14 protein-coding genes and 1 pseudogene are annotated in these 16,762 nt (G+C 45.1%); all 15 read right to left on the minus strand.

The window, feature by feature from the left end; all coding sequences use genetic code 11:
- Nucleotides 1-4: 4 nt before the first annotated feature.
- On the minus strand, nt 5-1,378 hold the full coding sequence (locus B5F78_RS00395) for a peptidylprolyl isomerase (protein ID WP_087207431.1): 1,374 nt from the start codon (nt 1,376-1,378) through the stop codon (nt 5-7).
- Complete coding sequence (locus B5F78_RS00400) at nt 1,371-2,231, minus strand: peptidyl-prolyl cis-trans isomerase (RefSeq protein ID WP_022041030.1); 861 nt, start codon at nt 2,229-2,231, stop codon at nt 1,371-1,373. Before B5F78_RS00400 ends, B5F78_RS00395 begins: the two co-directional genes overlap by 8 nt.
- 384 nt (nt 2,232-2,615) lie before the next feature.
- Entirely contained in the window at nt 2,616-3,806 is a 1,191-nt protein-coding gene (locus B5F78_RS00405; protein WP_087405654.1) for a foldase protein PrsA, read from the minus strand.
- 141 nt (nt 3,807-3,947) lie between these two features.
- Nucleotides 3,948-5,423, minus strand: a complete 1,476-nt coding sequence (gene guaB, locus B5F78_RS00410) for an IMP dehydrogenase (protein ID WP_022041027.1) — start codon at nt 5,421-5,423, stop codon at nt 3,948-3,950.
- 168 nt (nt 5,424-5,591) lie between these two features.
- The gene (locus B5F78_RS00415) at nt 5,592-6,596 is read right to left on the minus strand and encodes an ABC transporter ATP-binding protein (protein ID WP_087247231.1); all 1,005 of its coding nucleotides are present in this window, start codon (nt 6,594-6,596) and stop codon (nt 5,592-5,594) included.
- Nucleotides 6,597-6,692: 96 nt separating this feature from the next.
- The gene (gene gap / locus B5F78_RS00420) at nt 6,693-7,703 is read right to left on the minus strand and encodes a type I glyceraldehyde-3-phosphate dehydrogenase (RefSeq protein WP_022041025.1); all 1,011 of its coding nucleotides are present in this window, start codon (nt 7,701-7,703) and stop codon (nt 6,693-6,695) included.
- Between the two features lie 253 nt (nt 7,704-7,956).
- On the minus strand, nt 7,957-10,512 hold the full coding sequence (locus B5F78_RS00425; RefSeq protein ID WP_087405655.1) for a DUF5686 and carboxypeptidase-like regulatory domain-containing protein: 2,556 nt from the start codon (nt 10,510-10,512) through the stop codon (nt 7,957-7,959).
- Between the two features lie 10 nt (nt 10,513-10,522).
- Nucleotides 10,523-10,942 carry an acyl-CoA thioesterase gene (locus B5F78_RS00430; protein WP_022041023.1) on the minus strand — a complete coding sequence of 140 codons (420 nt, stop codon included), beginning with the start codon at nt 10,940-10,942 and terminating at the stop codon, nt 10,523-10,525.
- 3 nt (nt 10,943-10,945) lie between these two features.
- The gene (locus B5F78_RS00435; protein WP_087207437.1) at nt 10,946-11,578 is read right to left on the minus strand and encodes a LolA family protein; all 633 of its coding nucleotides are present in this window, start codon (nt 11,576-11,578) and stop codon (nt 10,946-10,948) included.
- Between the two features lie 8 nt (nt 11,579-11,586).
- Nucleotides 11,587-11,679: pseudogene (locus B5F78_RS16705) on the minus strand (3-oxoacyl-ACP reductase FabG); the annotation flags it as partial.
- A 65-nt stretch (nt 11,680-11,744) separates the two neighbouring features.
- Nucleotides 11,745-13,220, minus strand: a complete 1,476-nt coding sequence (locus B5F78_RS00440; RefSeq protein WP_087207439.1) for a phytoene desaturase family protein — start codon at nt 13,218-13,220, stop codon at nt 11,745-11,747.
- The gene (locus tag B5F78_RS00445) at nt 13,217-15,703 is read right to left on the minus strand and encodes an MMPL family transporter (RefSeq protein WP_087405656.1); all 2,487 of its coding nucleotides are present in this window, start codon (nt 15,701-15,703) and stop codon (nt 13,217-13,219) included. The genes B5F78_RS00440 and B5F78_RS00445 overlap by 4 nt, the downstream gene beginning before the upstream one ends.
- A complete protein-coding gene (locus B5F78_RS00450) occupies nt 15,700-16,068 on the minus strand; it encodes a beta-hydroxyacyl-ACP dehydratase (RefSeq protein WP_087405657.1) in 369 nt (122 codons plus the stop codon). The genes B5F78_RS00445 and B5F78_RS00450 overlap by 4 nt, the downstream gene beginning before the upstream one ends.
- 12 nt (nt 16,069-16,080) lie before the next feature.
- Nucleotides 16,081-16,494, minus strand: a complete 414-nt coding sequence (locus B5F78_RS00455) for a beta-hydroxyacyl-ACP dehydratase (protein ID WP_087405658.1) — start codon at nt 16,492-16,494, stop codon at nt 16,081-16,083.
- The gene (locus tag B5F78_RS00460; RefSeq protein WP_022041016.1) at nt 16,491-16,739 is read right to left on the minus strand and encodes an acyl carrier protein; all 249 of its coding nucleotides are present in this window, start codon (nt 16,737-16,739) and stop codon (nt 16,491-16,493) included. The genes B5F78_RS00455 and B5F78_RS00460 overlap by 4 nt, the downstream gene beginning before the upstream one ends.
- Nucleotides 16,740-16,762: the final 23 nt, after the last annotated feature.

Below are 16,762 nucleotides of genomic sequence, written 5' to 3' on the forward strand. Positions count from 1 at the left end.
CAGTTCATCGCTTAATCCATCCCGGATATTTGAATTCGCAATTGCGCCATTTCGGACTGATACGCACATAAGTGTTCTTCTGCTTGTCAACAATCCATTTCTGAAGCTTCTCTTCGCTCCTCTTTGAAGTTACCATCGCCTTCAGACGCTGATAGTCTTCCGTAATGGTAGCCTTATGTCCGTCAATGCGGTTCTTCAGTTTCACAATGGCACACACCTGCTTGCCGCTTGAGTTAATCATCGTAAAAGGTTTTGAGATTTCCCCGATCTGCATGCCTTCCACAACTTTCGCTACATCTTGCGAAACCAGTCCGGCAAGTTCCTGCATCTCGAAACGGGAAGTATTCGATTGCGGATTGGCAAGCAAACCATGATTGTTTCGGGTATCCTTATCCATCGATATCCACGTGGCGGCATCATCAAACGAGAATTTTTCTTTCCGGATGTCATCGGCAATGGAATCCAGACGCGCCAAAGCAGCATCAATGTCTTTTTGGTCTACTTTGGGACGCAACAGGATATGACGGTAGTTCACACGGTCGCCTCGTTTTTCTATTAACTGTGCAATGTGAAAACCAAATTCCGTTTCGAACACCTTCGACACCTTTTTGGTATCTGTAAGGTTAAACACCACATTGGCAAATTCGGGAACCAATGCACCACGACCCGTAAATCCACCTTCACCACCACGGCGTGCCGTACCAGGGTCTTCCGAATAGAAACGTGCCAAGGTAGAAAAAGAAGTCTCGCCTTTATTTACCCGGTCGGCATATTCACGCAACTGTGCTTTCACCCGTTCTATCTCTTGCTCCGAAATTTTGGGCTCCTGCGTAATAATCTGCACCTCCACCTGTGTAGGTACGAACGGAATGCTGTCTTGAGGCAGTTTGTTGAAATAGTTACGCACCTCGGCAGGAGTGAGCTTGATGTCGCCCACGATTTTCATCTGCATTTCTTGCACTGTCTTGCCGTCGCGGACATTCTCACGAAGCATTTCACGGATCTGCGTGTAAGTCTTATTATAATATTCTTCCATTTTCTCCCGCGAGCCGATTTGTTCAGTCAGCCACGAAATGCGTCGTTCCACCTCTTGAATCACATCCTGGTCGGACACCACGACACTGTCCAGTTCTGCCTGATGCAAGAAAAGCTTCTGCACCGCCAGTTCTTCTGGAATCACACAATAAGGATCACCGTCGAAATGCCTGTTTTCGTATTGTGCGTTCAAACGTTCGTTTTCTACATCTGATTTCAAGATAGCCTCGTCACCCACTACCCAGACGACCTCATCTATTACATTGTCTTGGGCATAAGCAGAAATCCCTGCCAGCAACAACAGCATGCATACACACCATCTGATTACTCTAAACTTATTCATTGTCAGGTTTATAATAAATTATGTCATTAGCCTCCGAAGCCTCTTTATATAAATCATGCTTCATCTGATTTATAAATTCCACACGCTTCAGATTAATTATCATTTCTTTTATCTCATTCTTGGCATATTCCAGCGGCAGGCGGTCACCCTTCGGAAGAAACTTTTCCACATGCAGGAAATAACAGAAAGCCGTATCACGTACCTCCACATTCTTGTTCCGGTTCAAATAATCGGGATCTGTATCCAACGCATCAAGGGGAAGTTTCAACGAAAATTCCGACACCGGACGCCAACGGTCGTAAAAATAATCATAACTCACTGCATGGGCAATGCTGAACTTTTCCAACCTGTCCACAGCCTCCTGCGTATGTTGCTTGTACCATTTCCGCACCAGATTCAAGTTTTGCGTATGCAAAGGAACTTTGACAAACACACCTTGTATGTAAGGTTGCTCTGCTTGAAATTGTCCGGCATGCCGCTCATAATACGCACTGATTTCTTCCTCACTTACCTCGTTGCCCAACTTCTGTCTTACCAGTTCTTCCTGATAAGCATGCATAATCAGTGCCCGCCGGTAAGCCTCCACCTGCTGGTCTATCTTTACATTGTCGGGAATATTCCCCTCTGCCTTACGGTAAAGCAAGTTATCTTCCACCCAATTACGGATATACGCCTCGGCAAATTCTACGCTGTCTTTCCCTTTCACACCTATCGGCATCGCCGCATCCACGTCTTCTTTGTACAGAAACGCATCCCCCACCTCCACCAGCGGGGTTTTCCCCTGATGGTTGAGCGTCTTGGTGCAAGCAGTCAAGACCAGCAATCCTATGGTCAAGAAACATCCTTTATTCATCTGTGACGTTTTTCGTCTGAAAGAGCGAACGAAGATACAGTTTTAATCGATTACTTCCGCTACAATTAACGGTTTTTATATATCAAAGTACGCAATTTTTCGTCATTTTACGATTAGAAAAAAACATAGAAGAAACTTACACATTTATGAACCGCATAGCTGCCTTGCTTGTAAGATTATTAATCTTACAAACGATGCAGCTATATGGCGAAGAGAACAAAGCTTGCTTGTCATGCCGGATATGTGAGCCGGCGTAACGGAAGAAGCGGATTGGCTATCCAGCATGACACTGGAAAACAGGAATAACACCGGCTGTGTGTATTCCATAACAACTCCCCTTTAACTTCCTGGTGGCTAAATGCCGACATTCAGCTGATATTTTCTTCATTTTCCAATACGCGTCCTTAATTCTTCCAATTGTCTCATTTTCAAAATTCTGACAAAATCCTTTTTCACTTGTCCATACACATCTGTATAATTTTCCGGTCCCTTCTTCAACCGTTTACCTACCACAATAGCATACGGATAACGTGGGTCATGCGGCATCTCTCCACACTTGAAAGCCAACTTATCGATATACGGATTCTTTCCTATCTGAAACAATCCTACCTGTATCACAGCATCCACCTCGGGATGTTCTGCCTGCCACATCCGAAACACTTCTTCCATCTGCTCCATCGGAACTTTTTTCAAACATTTGCGAATGCGTGAAGCGCTTTTTTTATCTTTGCAAAGCACTACAGCCCCTTTGTAATGTGGAAATTCCCATGCATAAGCCTTCTTGTTAGCTTCGAAAAAATGCTTCAATTCATTTTCATCGCTAACATCAGGCAAAGGATGACGAACATCCCACCATGCCGCCAGCATACAGTTCTTTACCTCCGTCAGACAACGTTCCACTGCTACATCTTTTCTTTCACCGTGTTGCCATTGCATATAACGCGACCGGTTAAGTGCCGGATTTTTCTCTCCCAACCGGTCCAGATAAATCTCCAGAAAAGGACTTGCTTCCTCATAACTGATAGCCGGCTTCCGGTCGACTAATTTGATAATATGCACGCCCAACGGCGACAAAAACGGTTTCGTATAGGTTCCCTTCCGCATTGTATCCAAACGACAAGAGAACTCCTTCAGCAAAGCCACCGACGGACACCATTGTGCTTCGCATCCTTGTTCCAGATATATCTCGAAAGGCATTCCGCCCTGCAACGAAACATACACCGAATCCATTTGCCGGCAAACCTGCCCTACTTCGTTCCGGGTAGCACGTTGCGGAAGCAACCGGACAATTTCTTCCAGTTTCACCCAGCCTTTCGCCGAATAACGTTCCACACTTTCACGGTAAAGCGCATGCAGTACAGAATCCTGGCGACCTGCATCAAGCAACACCGCCCGCAATGCCTTTCCTTGTTCCACCTTACAACGGTGACGGAAAGCAGGCACGGTATCCCAGCCACAACGTTTGGCATCTGCCACCTTCAGAAGAAACAATTCATCATCCAATTTATCGGCATAAAGAAAAGAAGCAGCCTTCAAAAAACAAATGAAAAGAATCAAGATTCTGGACAATTTCATACGATATGCTTATAAAAACGAAAGACACAAAGACACAAGATATTTACAGTTCTATCTACGAAGTACAACCGCTGTAAATCGTAAACAAGCAGTAAATAAAAACTTGGTGTCTCTGTGCCTTTGTGTAACAATATCTTATCCTTATTGCGGACGACTGTAGTTAGGAGCCTCGCTGGTAATCGTCACATCGTGAGGATGACTTTCCAATACACCTGCATTGGTAATACGCGTGAATTTCGCATTGTGCAATTCCATAATGTTATGCGCACCACAATACCCCATTCCTGAACGCAAACCGCCTACTAACTGATAAATCACCTCATACAATGTACCTTTGTAAGGAACACGTGCCGAAATGCCTTCCGGAACCAGTTTCTTTACATCGGTGGTCGAACTCTGGAAATAACGGTCTTTCGAACCATTTTCCATAGCTTCCAAAGAACCCATGCCGCGATAAGACTTAAATTTACGTCCGTTGAAAATAATGGTATCGCCCGGTGACTCTTCGGTACCAGCCACCAATGAGCCAATCATTACGCAATAACCACCTGCAGCCAATGCTTTGACTACATCACCCGAATAGCGCAAGCCACCGTCAGCAATCAAAGGAACACCTGTACCTTCCAATGCTTTTGCCACATCATAAACAGCAGACAACTGAGGTACACCTACACCAGCAACCACACGTGTAGTACAGATAGAACCCGGACCAATACCTACCTTCACAGCATCAGCACCAGCCTCCACCAGCATCTTTGCCGCATCACCCGTAGCCACGTTTCCTACCACGATATCAATATCAGGGAAAGCCTTCTTGGCTTCTTTCAACTTTTCGATAACATACTTCGAGTGTCCGTGAGCCGTATCAATCACAATAGCATCGGCACCAGCCTTTACCAACGCTTCCATACGTTGCAACGTATCATTGGTTACACCTACACCCGCAGCCACACGCAAGCGACCTTTAGCATCCTTGCAAGCCATCGGTTTATCTTTTGCTTTGGTAATGTCTTTATACGTAATCAGACCTATCAGTTTACCATTCTCGTCTACTACCGGTAATTTCTCGATTTTATTCTTCTGAAGGATATCCGATGCCGTTTCCATATCCGTACCCGGAGCTGTAGTCACAATGTTCTCCTTGGTCATCACCTCGTCGATACGCTTATTCATGTCACGCTCAAAACGAAGGTCACGGTTGGTCACGATACCTACCAGATAGTTTTCGTCATCCACTACCGGAATGCCGCCAATCTTATATTCTGCCATGATATCCAGCGCATTCTTTACCGTGGAACCACGTTTAATGGTCACCGGATCGTAAATCATACCATTCTCGGCACGCTTTACGATAGCCACCTGACGTGCCTGCTCTTCAATAGGCATATTTTTGTGAATAACACCAATACCTCCTTCGCGGGCAATAGCAATTGCCATCTGCGCTTCGGTAACGGTATCCATGGCTGCCGTCACAAACGGAATCTTCAATTCAATGTTGCGTGAAAACTTAGTCGTGAGATCGACTGTTTTTGGTAAAACTTCTGAATAGGCAGGAATCAACAATACATCATCGTAAGTCAATCCGTCCATCACTACTTTATCTGCAATAAATGACATAGGGTTTATGTTTAGATTTTATTGCGTGCAAATGTACGAATTTTATTTGAATCTAAAAAATAGCAAGACATTTTTTCACTTATTTCTCCTGTTTTTTTAGGTTTCAGGCTCTTCCCAAGCAGCAATTTGCTTTTCATGATACTGCCACCCTATGCCGTTCTTACCTCACTACTTTTCTTTTATAAATGCTATCAACGTTTCGATATTTCCACAGGCCACAGGCTCTCTACCTGCGGGATGCCATACAAATAAATCTGCTTCTCCAGAACCGGCATCAATATATGCTTCCGATTCCACTTCACGGTCGGCACAAATGGCATAACGGCGTAAAGCTTTCTGCACCATGTCATATCGATACCCCTCTCCTGTCAGCCTGATGCTTCTTACATATTCGGGCGCAATACGGAACAATCCGCTCCGGCGATCGAATGCAATACCCTCGCGGGTAAAGAAAGTCTCCAATGTACCGTCCAACGAAAGATCTTCGGGAGTCCCGACAACTACCCCCTGCCGGTCCATCAACCAAAGCTTATCAGCTATCTGAAGTGCCAGCTCAAGGTCGTGCGTAGAAAGAAATACGGTCTTATCCAAACCATGTGCCAGCGTGCGCAGCAAACGCATCATTTCTACCTTGCTGGGAAAATCAAGAAAGGCGGTCGGCTCATCCAACAAGATGACCGGAGTCTGTTGTGCCAAAACCTTGGCTATCATCACCTTTTGACGTTCTCCATCGCTCAAAGTATGTATCATACGGTCAGATAATCCGGCAATACCTACCTGTTGTATCGCCTCTGATACGATACGCTTATCTTCTTTGCCCAGTGTTCCCCAAAAACCTGTATACGGACTTCTTCCCAAACCTACCAGTTCTTCCACACTCAGATTGGTCACTTCGCACCGTTCTGTCAATACAATGCCTATCAGTCTGGCAAGCTCCTTATCTGCATAATCCGACAAACGTTTGCCTGCTATCCATACTTCCCCAGCCAAAGGAGGTTGGGAAGCCGACAAAGTACGCAATAAAGTAGACTTTCCAGCCCCGTTCGCCCCCAGCAAACAAGTCAGTTCACCATTATAGACAGATGCATTAATATCCGATGCCACACGTATCACACTGTGTTTTCCAGTATAACCGGTAGAAAGGTGTCGAAGCTGAATTACAGGTTTTTCCATCATACATGCCAAACATAAAAAAGAGAAGCCACCCTTACAAGGTGACTTCTCCCATTGTTATCATTTATTAATCAAAACACGTCTTATGACCGATGATTAATCGTTTACTGATGCCATGTGAGCAATCAGATCCAATACTTTGTTAGAGTAACCGATTTCGTTGTCATACCAAGAAACAACTTTAACGAAAGTATCAGTCAAGTAAACACCTGCGTTTGCATCGAAGATAGAAGTCAACGTGCAGCCCAGGAAGTCAGAAGATACAACTGCATCTTCAGTGTAACCCAGAACACCTTTCAATTCGCCTTCAGAAGCTTCCTTCATAGCAGCGCAGATAGCTTCTTTAGTAGCCGGTTTAGCCAAGTTTACAGTCAAGTCAACAACTGAAACATCCAAAGTCGGCACACGCATAGAGATACCAGTCAGTTTGCCGTTCAGTTCAGGAATAACTTTACCTACAGCCTTAGCAGCACCTGTAGAAGACGGGATGATGTTGCCAGAAGCAGCACGGCCACCGCGCCAGTCTTTCATAGAAGGACCGTCAACAGTCTTCTGAGTAGCAGTAGTAGAGTGAACTGTAGTCATCAAACCGTTTACAATACCGAACTTGTCGTTCAATACCTTAGCAATCGGAGCCAAGCAGTTAGTAGTACAAGAAGCGTTAGAAACGAACTGAGTACCCTTAACGTAAGTCTTTTCGTTTACACCGCAAACGAACATCGGAGTAGCATCCTTAGAAGGAGCAGACATAACTACGTATTTAGCACCAGCCTGAATGTGAGCTTGAGCTTTTTCCTGAGTCAGGAACAAACCAGTTGATTCAACAACGTATTCAGCTTCTACTTCATTCCATTTCAAGTCAGCCGGATTCTTTTCTGCAGTTACGCGGATTTCCTTACCGTTAACAATCAATTTGCTATTTTCAACGTCAGCTTCGATAGTACCGTCGAATGCGCCGTGCATTGTATCATACTTCAACATGTAAGCCAAGTAATCTACCGGGCACAAGTCGTTAATACCTACGATTTGGATATCGTTTCTTTTTTGAGCTGCACGGAATACGAAACGGCCGATACGACCGAAACCGTTAATACCTACTTTAATCATTTTGCTTAATTTTTAAAGGTTTTATAATAATGTTATAAACACTCTCTGTTTTCGGTTGCCCCAGCAAGAAGTCTGTTCTTTCTTTCTGACTGCGTTGCAAAAATAAGCAATTCTTTCATAAGTTGAGCACGAAAAGTATTAAAATTAAGAAAAAAACAAGTTACATTTTACCACTTCTTCCTTAAAAGCTCTGCTTTCCACCTCCGAATATATCATTTTGCAATCCCTACTTTACATGGCAGGATTTTTTCCATCAGAATGACAATCGCATTGTACAACACACACCATGCGTCTGTATATCGGGATTATCGCGATAATTCAGACGCCATACATAATCCAGACGGAGAAACTTGAAGATATTCTCTATACCTACACTGGCTTCCATATAAGGAGCACGCCCCAGCTGTGAAGTCTCTTCCGGAAAACGGAACAGACCTTCACCATTTTTTACAGGATTGTTCTTATCTGTCAAGTGTCCCCATAATCCACGAAAGCAAAACACCTCACGCCACTTCAATTTCTTAATCAGCGGAATGCGGTTGAACAAATTTCCATTCATATAATAAGTAATGTCCCACGAAGCATACTCATCATTTATAAACTCCATAGCATTCATGTTCGTATAAGTTTCGGGTTGGATGGTATAAGTAAGGTTGGCATTAGGCAATATCAGAAGCGGATAAGGCACCTTGTTCCATACCTTGCCTGCTTTAAGAATGACATCCAGATAGCCGAACGCCGAAAACCAGAAACGTTTCTGCATGCCGACATCCGTACGCTGATAAGTGTACGACGACCCCAGTACCCCTTTCTTCGCCATCACGTGACTCAAATTGAATATCAAGGCATCAAACGTAATCGGAATGCGCTGCGTACGGGTCTGGTAATATTTCTCGTCCTTACCATAACGCAATTTGATTTCCAGTTCCGTCATGTCATAATGATTACGTGGCGTTACGCTTCCGTCTGTCCCGATGCAATCGAAAGGAGCATATGGCGTGGCATATTCACGCCGGTTACGGAGAATCACGTTATACGAAAACCCGTTGTAATGTTCGCGTGTATAAGTCAGTTCGGCATTCCGCAAGTATGTGGCACGCGTGTCTTTCTTCCGGCGGATAGCAAGCATCACATTGTCTTTGCTGGTATACATGTAATTCTGCCCCAGCTTGTTGATATCATACATATACTCCAAGCGAAGGGAATGCATGGGATATTCCATGCGGTACGTCTGGCGAGGATTGAACGAATATTCCACCATGGCATCGTATTTTATCTTCTTGTCGCGCGTGCCATACGCAGCATAGCCTTCAAAGAACCAATGCTTGTCGAAAACAGGAGTCGTACCTCCACCTACACGAAAACGTGCACCTTCGATGGCATTGCCGTTAATGGTACTGTTCATCGGTCCTAAATCGAACCGGTTCTTCCGGGAATCTTTATTAGTAGGAATATAACCTGAAACCAAAGTTGTCACCACCTTTTCGGTCACATAAAAAACAGGAATCGACCGAAGCCTCTTCATCAACTGTTCTACTGAATTGGGATTTTTCTTGCGCGCAACTTGCGGGCGATGTTCTTCCCAATAATCCTCCGAACGGCTATAAGCCTCTTTTTGCGTAATAACCGGTGCACTTTGAGCAAAAATCTGCCTTTGTCTGTCATCGGGAGGAAGAAATGAATGATGATCGTATACTATCAGCCGCTGGGCATACATGCCTTTCGATTTCTCACTCAGTTTAAAGTTTACCCGGATATCATCTTTCTTTAAAATACGGATATTGGCAGAATCCCGTTCAAACACCTGCTCAATAGTCATACCTGATACAAAATTCAGGTTGATGTCTTTCGGAACATTAAGTATCACTTTCTTGACAAAATAGGTAGAATCAAGCGTAACGAACAAATGCCCCGTAAAACCGAACGACTCGGAATTGAAGGGCACAAATCCCAAATCTACACATTTACGACCTTCCACCTGAAGCGTATCGAGCAAATAATACTTATAAAATCCCGGTCCGAAAGTAGATAGTGGACTGACAAAACGCTGAAGAAACAATGAAACATTATTCTGGAAAATATCCACTTCCTGAAAAGCTTCGCTCAGGAACTGCTGTACCCCGTCACGCGAAAACACTTCATCTACTCCCGATGACTTACTTCCCATCAGCAAACGTTTCTCCGACTTGGGGGACTTCCGGTAATATACCTTCTCCAAGCGTTCTTTTTCTGACAAAGGAAGTACCGTAGTCCCTACTTCAAGTGTATCAATAAACTCGGCAAGAAAATCAAATTTTCCTATTTTCCCACTCTTTTTGGGCTTTGGCTTATAATCATTCATAGCAAAGACCATTTTCTCATATTGGTCATAACTGAAATAATCTTGATTACGCGGGTCATTGCTCTCGCGTCGGTCAATCACTTGTCTGGCAAACCGCACTGCAGGATTATCCTTTCTCCTGTATCGTTCACGTTTCGGCTTCACCACGATATCGCTCAATGTGACACCACTCGGTATCAAGGCTATGTCAATCCGGTTGATTTTCCCCAGCTGAACCGTAATATTACGGGTATCGTATCCCAAATAAGAAACCTGCAGGCGGTTGACCGATACAGATGTAGCCAAGCGGAAACGCCCGTCATCTCCGGTACGTGTACCAGCAGAAGTACCTTCGAGCATCAGCGAAGCGTATGGCAATACTTCTCCGGTCACCGAATCACGCACGGTTCCTTCGATAACGGTCTGTTGCCCGTAGGAAACTACCGGGAAACACAACATCATTACAAGCCAGACAATTTTCTCCTTCATATTCTCCTTATTATAAATACTTCACCTGCCAGGCTTCGAAATAAGCAGGCTTTTCCACCATCAGTTCCCCCTGTGCATCGATAAACAACTGCACCGTGGTGCCCTCGGCACAAAGCGTATGGTCGCTTGCACGAAAGACCTGATACATATAATCCAATCTTGCACCGGGCTTGTACACATAGCGGGTATGTATTTCGACACCATCGTTCAGCAAAAGCGGAGCATAATAGCGGACACGTAAATCATATACAGGCGCATAAATGCCTTCCCGCTGCATATCGGCATATCCGATGCCCGGATAATGCCTGCCGAAAGACTCTCGTCCGTCTTCGAAATATGTCACATAAGAACCATGCCATACCCGGCGCATCGAATCGATTTCGCTAAACTTCACTTGCACCTGGCAAATGTCCAACAACTCTTTTTTCATATCTTATGGAAGTTGAAATGCTGTATCCGGCACATGGGCATCCAGCATAAAACCGGAAAAGTCATAACGGGTATAGTTCTGCCCCCGTTCATTCATCTGCAAGCTCTTACACTCTCCTTTCTGCAAGTCGACGGTCAGTACAAAAGAAGAAAACAACAATCTGCGGCGCACCTTATTTCCTCCATCTACCCGAGGTGTTACTGTCAAGGTACAAAGACCATCTTTCTCTTCCATTTTCACCTCTGCCAGTTCTTCGGGACTAACCGAAATATCCATGCCCAGCACCATTTGCTTGAACACCTCTACCAGCGATTCGAATTGAGCTTGTGTCTGCCCTTTTGCCACGCTTTTACGTCCCGATTCTACCATCGTAAATTCATTGCCTTCCATCAGCAACATATCCTTATCTCCTTCGAAACGCATGCACATCCGTCCGGGAGCCTTGAAATAAAGTTTCCCATCCAATCTGGCATCTTCTGCAAAAGCTACATTGTGCTTGATACGCACCACAGAAGCCGTAAGCGTATGCACACTTCTATACTTCTTCATGACTTGTGTCATGCCGGCACCTTGTGCCCACATAAATGTAGTACATGCCAGCAAAAATACCGACAAACATACCAGCCATCTTTTCATCGTTGTTCTCATGTATAAAGTCCTCCATCAATTGATATTACCTCTCCCGTAATGTATCCGGCTTCGGGCGAAATCAAAAAGCCGACCAATGCCACCACTTCCCGGGTCAAGGCATATACATCCGTCTGTAATTCCATATATGTTCTGTCTTTAAATTAACTATATTCTATTTCTGTATCACTTGCTTCCATATCCAATCCCGTCCTATAATTTCCGCACACGTGAAAAGCGCGGTCATAGTTACACCTTGCACACCATGCACCATCAGGCTTTGTCCTGTGAGGAACAGGTCGGGAATGGGCGTACGCACCGGAAGCATCCCTCCAAACGGACTGTTGAAATCTTTCCGCATGCCGTAAGCCGACCCGTCGGGAGTATGCACATAGTCACGGTATGTAAGCGGAGTACTGGTATAACATTGCACGACCGCTCTCCGCAAACCAGGTATACACGATTCGGCCAATGTCATACAGGCATCTGCCATACGGAGTTTCATTGCCTCATACTCCGGTCCTCTCTTACCTACTTGGGTAAATATCCATGGACGGCACAGACTCCAGTCCATCGGAGCCAATAAATCGATTTGCCGCACATACTCTCCTCCATCGTCCGGAACATGACTGGCTGCCAATACTCGGTCAATTTCTCCATCTGACGGATATGTCCAAATATCAGGATGCCGATATACATAGTAATTCCAGTTCGCATAAGGCAATGCATGAGGTTTCAGGCACAACGATACCGTAAACATCCCATTGGTGTTTTCCTGCCGGCATATCCGGTGACGATACACATTCTTCAGCAATCCCCCTTGCTTCAACATCCGGCACATCTCTGCCGGATGGGTGGCACAAATGAATTGTATCCCTTCGTAAATTCTTCCGTCCTTACACCGGACTCCCGTCAGTTGACCTTCCTTTTCCAGTAATTCATCTACTTCCGCATTACATATCACCTCTCCTCCCTGCGAACGGATTTGTTCTGCCAACGCCTCTGCTATCAGCGAACCACTGCCTGCAATCCGCCAACTACTGCCCACATAACCACAATAGCCATGAGCAAATGTAAACAACGGCAATGTGTCTTTTCTCAGTTCCATCTTCAGTGAAGCACCACTCAGCACGTCGACCAGCAAAGAATCGTCAAACTTCTCCTGCAGATACCGGTACGCATTGGTCTCCAACATCCAAGTATGGAAATCCATATCCGATGAATGAGGGTTCAAGGCATTCAGCTGCATTTCTTCCGTCCGCTTCAACAAATCAGCATATTGGTATAAGGCATCTCTTTTCGCCGGAAACTCATCGGCAAGCATTTGGGCAAACCGGTCATAACCTTGTGCCAGTGCAAAGGTACGCTTTCCTATCATCACACGGTCGACCACCTCATCCATGCGCTTCCACGGAAGTTTCATCAATCCCAAATAGTCGAATACCCGACGCAAGAGTTGTCCTTCCTCCAGTCCTCCCACATAATGGAACCCTGTATCAAACTCCATTCCTCCCCGGCGATAACTCTGGATACATCCACCTGTATGCTTTCCTTTCTCCAGCACGAGCAGGCGTTTTCCCGCCCGTGAAAGGATACAGCCACACACCAGTCCCCCCAGTCCGCCTCCTATTATTATAATGTCGTATTTCATTTCTTCTTCTGAATCATTCTGAACACAGCGGGCTGTAGCACATAAGAGATAATAACAGCCGCCAGCAATCCGACCAAGGTAGAGAAGCCCACCGAACGGATTGCCGGATGTACCGCAAACAACATTGAGCCTACAGTTACCACTAATATAACCGCACTGAAGAAAATAGCGGTTTTATGGTATCCCAGCAATCGCGTGTCGCGTTCTTCTCCTATCAGTCCACTCATGACAAAGATGCTATAATCCACTCCGATACCAAAAATAAAAGTAGAGATAATGATGTTGATAAGATTAAAACTCATATCGAACAACACCATCATTCCCAATACAATAAGCCAACTGAATACAATCGGCATAAATCCCAGTAACGTATACCGGATATTCCCCCTGAAGCTGAAAAACAAGACCAGCAAGACAAAAAGCATAGAAACCCATTGCAATACACTGAAGTCATCGTTCAATTGCATCAAAGTATCCGTAGTATAATAATAGGTATCCAACACCAACATGTGAGGCTGTGTTGCAATAGCATCGCAAATACGATGATAATCGCTCGTCTTGCTACGCACCGTATCATTGGCGCATCTCACCGACGTAAAACACAGGTATTCGCCATTATACGATTGCTCCATTAATGTAGACTGATATCCTGCAGGGATGATACCCGCCTCATACAAGGCATCCGGATGATAATCGGCAGTAGCATATTCGAAAAACAAGTCAAAAGCTTCGGGACGCAAGCCAACCTGAGGTGCCGTACGGGTAATCAACTCGTGCACCCGTTTCAGACGGTCTTCGTTCCAATATGCTTTCCAGGCATCTATACGTTCTTGTTGCACACGTAAAGGAACGAATATCCGGTCGGTACGTGTATAGCCTTTCACCAGTCCTGCCTGCTGAAGCGAATCCAGTTTCCGGGCCATTCCGGCAAAACGCTCCACCGCCTCTTCCATCGTAGTTCCAGAAGTGGCGAAATATTTCTCTTTATCGCCCGTATACGTCTTGCTTCGCAACAATTCTTCCGAATAAGTGGTAATATCTGCCTTATATCCCAGGTTATGCATATCAGCATCAAAGCGTGTGCCTCCGGCCAGGTAAAGTCCGATACAAGCCACGGTTACCACCAGAATAACAATCAATAAAGGTTTGCTTCTGTCGAACGGCACTGCATTGATACGGTCAATTAAGGCAAAGGCACGCCGGTTCAACTTATTTCGCTTCGGACTTAAGAACTGCGGCAAATAGATCAAGCTGAATGCCGTAGTGCCCAGAATGGCGAAAGTGGCAAAAAGTCCGAAGTCCTGCAACAACTCGGTACGAATAAATACTACTCCCATAAACGAGCCAATGGTTGTAAGACAACCCAGACACACCGGCTTGACTTCGTCACGCAAGACCTGTTCGGGATTACCAACATACTTATAATGGGTGATGATGTGTAACACATAACTGAATGCCACACCCAAAATAACCGCTCCGATACCCAATGCCAACAATGAAAATTGTCCCTTGATGAAATACATCAAAGCAAGTCCGAATAACGTTCCGAACAGGACGGGCAAGACCAACAAAGGAAGTGTATCCCAATTGCGATAGCAAACAAAAATAAAAGCCAATACGAAAAGCAACGAACCGGAAAGGGTGCCAGCCAAGTCCGACTTGATTTGTTTCGAATTATAAAAGCCACTGGCAGGCGTACCGTGATAAGCTATTTTGATGTCAGGAGCCGTCTGGGCAAATTGAGCTATCTGTTCATTCAACATCGTAAACAAAGCAGAACCTTGACCTGTATTAGTTGCCGAATAGCGGGGCGTAATAAATGCCACACACACCGTAGAGTCACTTACGAAAATATGCCCGTCAAGGATTTTATAACCTCCTTTTTTCTCTCCAGCTGATGCCGGCAAGAATTGCTCCTTCAGAAGCATACGCATACCTAGCGGATCCATCTGGATAAGTTCGGGATATAACGTGCCTATCGGGCTGAGCAAATCCTTCCGGTTCATCTCCATCTGCCGGCGAAAATGCTTTTCGGTCAGCATCGTGTCGATGCAGGCATAAAAGCTTGTATCGATATAAGCAGGAAAATGTCCACTCAGGTAATCAATGGCATCCGGCAAGAGTTCTTCAGGCAAACGGTAAAACACCTCCTCTATCACCCGGTGTAATGAATCGGACAAGGCATCCTTAGCCTGCAACGAATCAATAAAGGCATCACACACCTCTGCCATACGTTCGGTAGAAACACCCTCTTTGCCTTCGAACACCAAAAATGTCTTGTCCTTAATACGCAAGTTGGCAAAAGCCAGCTTGGTCGTACCATCTTCGTTTTTCGAAGAAGGCATCAGTTTATTGATATCCTCCTCCAGATGAATGCATGAAGCACAATACCCAAAGAAAGCAAACAACACAACCAGAGATATCCAACACACCATACGATGACGCCGGAAAAAACGATAAATTCTGATGCAAAGTTCTGTCATTTCTCTATCTCTCCTTTAAATTCCATATACGTAATACCTGCATCGGATAGAGTAGCGGTCAACAGGAACCTCCCTTCCCCCAATACCTGAAAATGCAGACGGAGATCCAATTCGGGACACACATCGGGAGATGCCAGCGAAGTAAACCGGCATTGTTTAATGAAAACAATAGATACACATTTGCCTACCGCTTCTTCCACACATTCTTTCATCATCTCGATATTACATGCCCCCGGACATACTGGTCTGCCGGGGAAATGCCTCCGATATACATCGCATCCGGGCAACAAAGCAACATGAAAAAGAGCGTCTTCGGCTCCATAATGTGCACTATATACCTTATAATAATTGTTTCTGAGTAACATGTCTCAACTCTCTTAAATGGATATTTTCATCTGAGTATCTGCTACCGGAGTACCGTTGCCGAAAGTCTCTCCTCTTACCAGAGTGATGCCTTCCGCTTCGGCTTCTATTGTAATCCGGGTATGCAGGATTTCTCCCGTTTGCGGACAACGGTAGCAATGGAATTTCTTCACTTCACCAATATATCCTACCGGAGGTTCGGAAGCTCCGGCCTGCAAAGCCCAATAACCGGCAAATGCCAAAGCCGACTGAGCAATATGCTCAATGATTCCCGCCTCTTCCAATCGTCCGTCCGGAGCAACAAAAAAATTGTCCGGACGGATTTCCAACGAAGTTTCCGCATACGCATGCTCCACCTTATCCAGCCTGTCGACCATGATTATCGGCTCACGTTGTGGAATCAACGCCTGTATATCCACTTTCATCATGCCGCAGGCAAATGTGATTCGATATAATCATACAAATCGGTAAACGTCTGTATCTGACGCAAATCCGAAACAGGAATCTTCACCTGATAAGTCTGCTGGATAAGTGCCACCAGGTCTACCAGACTCAGACTGTCCAGCGAAAGGGTTTCCTTAACATTTGCATCGGGAGTCAATGTAGATGCTTCTACTTCAAATTCTTCTGCCAACAACGTGTTGACTTTTTCAATGATTTCTTCGCGTGTCATAACTTAGTTTTTATTTATTTATT

It is taken from the genome of Bacteroides sp. An279, from assembly GCF_002159615.1.
GTDB lineage: Bacteria > Bacteroidota > Bacteroidia > Bacteroidales > Bacteroidaceae > Phocaeicola > Phocaeicola intestinalis.

What these genes read in the sequence shown, in the direction of transcription:
- B5F78_RS00395 (WP_087207431.1), bottom strand. Translation starts at nt 1,378, where the DNA reads ATGAATAAGTTTAGAGTAATCAGATGGTGTGTATGCATGCTGTTGTTG.
- B5F78_RS00400 (WP_022041030.1), bottom strand. Translation starts at nt 2,231, where the DNA reads ATGAATAAAGGATGTTTCTTGACCATAGGATTGCTGGTCTTGACTGCT.
- B5F78_RS00405 (WP_087405654.1), bottom strand. Translation starts at nt 3,806, where the DNA reads ATGAAATTGTCCAGAATCTTGATTCTTTTCATTTGTTTTTTGAAGGCT.
- guaB (WP_022041027.1), bottom strand. Translation starts at nt 5,423, where the DNA reads ATGTCATTTATTGCAGATAAAGTAGTGATGGACGGATTGACTTACGAT.
- B5F78_RS00415 (WP_087247231.1), bottom strand. Translation starts at nt 6,596, where the DNA reads ATGGAAAAACCTGTAATTCAGCTTCGACACCTTTCTACCGGTTATACT.
- gap (WP_022041025.1), bottom strand. Translation starts at nt 7,703, where the DNA reads ATGATTAAAGTAGGTATTAACGGTTTCGGTCGTATCGGCCGTTTCGTA.
- B5F78_RS00425 (WP_087405655.1), bottom strand. Translation starts at nt 10,512, where the DNA reads ATGAAGGAGAAAATTGTCTGGCTTGTAATGATGTTGTGTTTCCCGGTA.
- B5F78_RS00430 (WP_022041023.1), bottom strand. Translation starts at nt 10,942, where the DNA reads ATGAAAAAAGAGTTGTTGGACATTTGCCAGGTGCAAGTGAAGTTTAGC.
- B5F78_RS00435 (WP_087207437.1), bottom strand. Translation starts at nt 11,578, where the DNA reads ATGAAAAGATGGCTGGTATGTTTGTCGGTATTTTTGCTGGCATGTACT.
- B5F78_RS00440 (WP_087207439.1), bottom strand. Translation starts at nt 13,220, where the DNA reads ATGAAATACGACATTATAATAATAGGAGGCGGACTGGGGGGACTGGTG.
- B5F78_RS00445 (WP_087405656.1), bottom strand. Translation starts at nt 15,703, where the DNA reads ATGACAGAACTTTGCATCAGAATTTATCGTTTTTTCCGGCGTCATCGT.
- B5F78_RS00450 (WP_087405657.1), bottom strand. Translation starts at nt 16,068, where the DNA reads ATGTTACTCAGAAACAATTATTATAAGGTATATAGTGCACATTATGGA.
- B5F78_RS00455 (WP_087405658.1), bottom strand. Translation starts at nt 16,494, where the DNA reads ATGATGAAAGTGGATATACAGGCGTTGATTCCACAACGTGAGCCGATA.
- B5F78_RS00460 (WP_022041016.1), bottom strand. Translation starts at nt 16,739, where the DNA reads ATGACACGCGAAGAAATCATTGAAAAAGTCAACACGTTGTTGGCAGAA.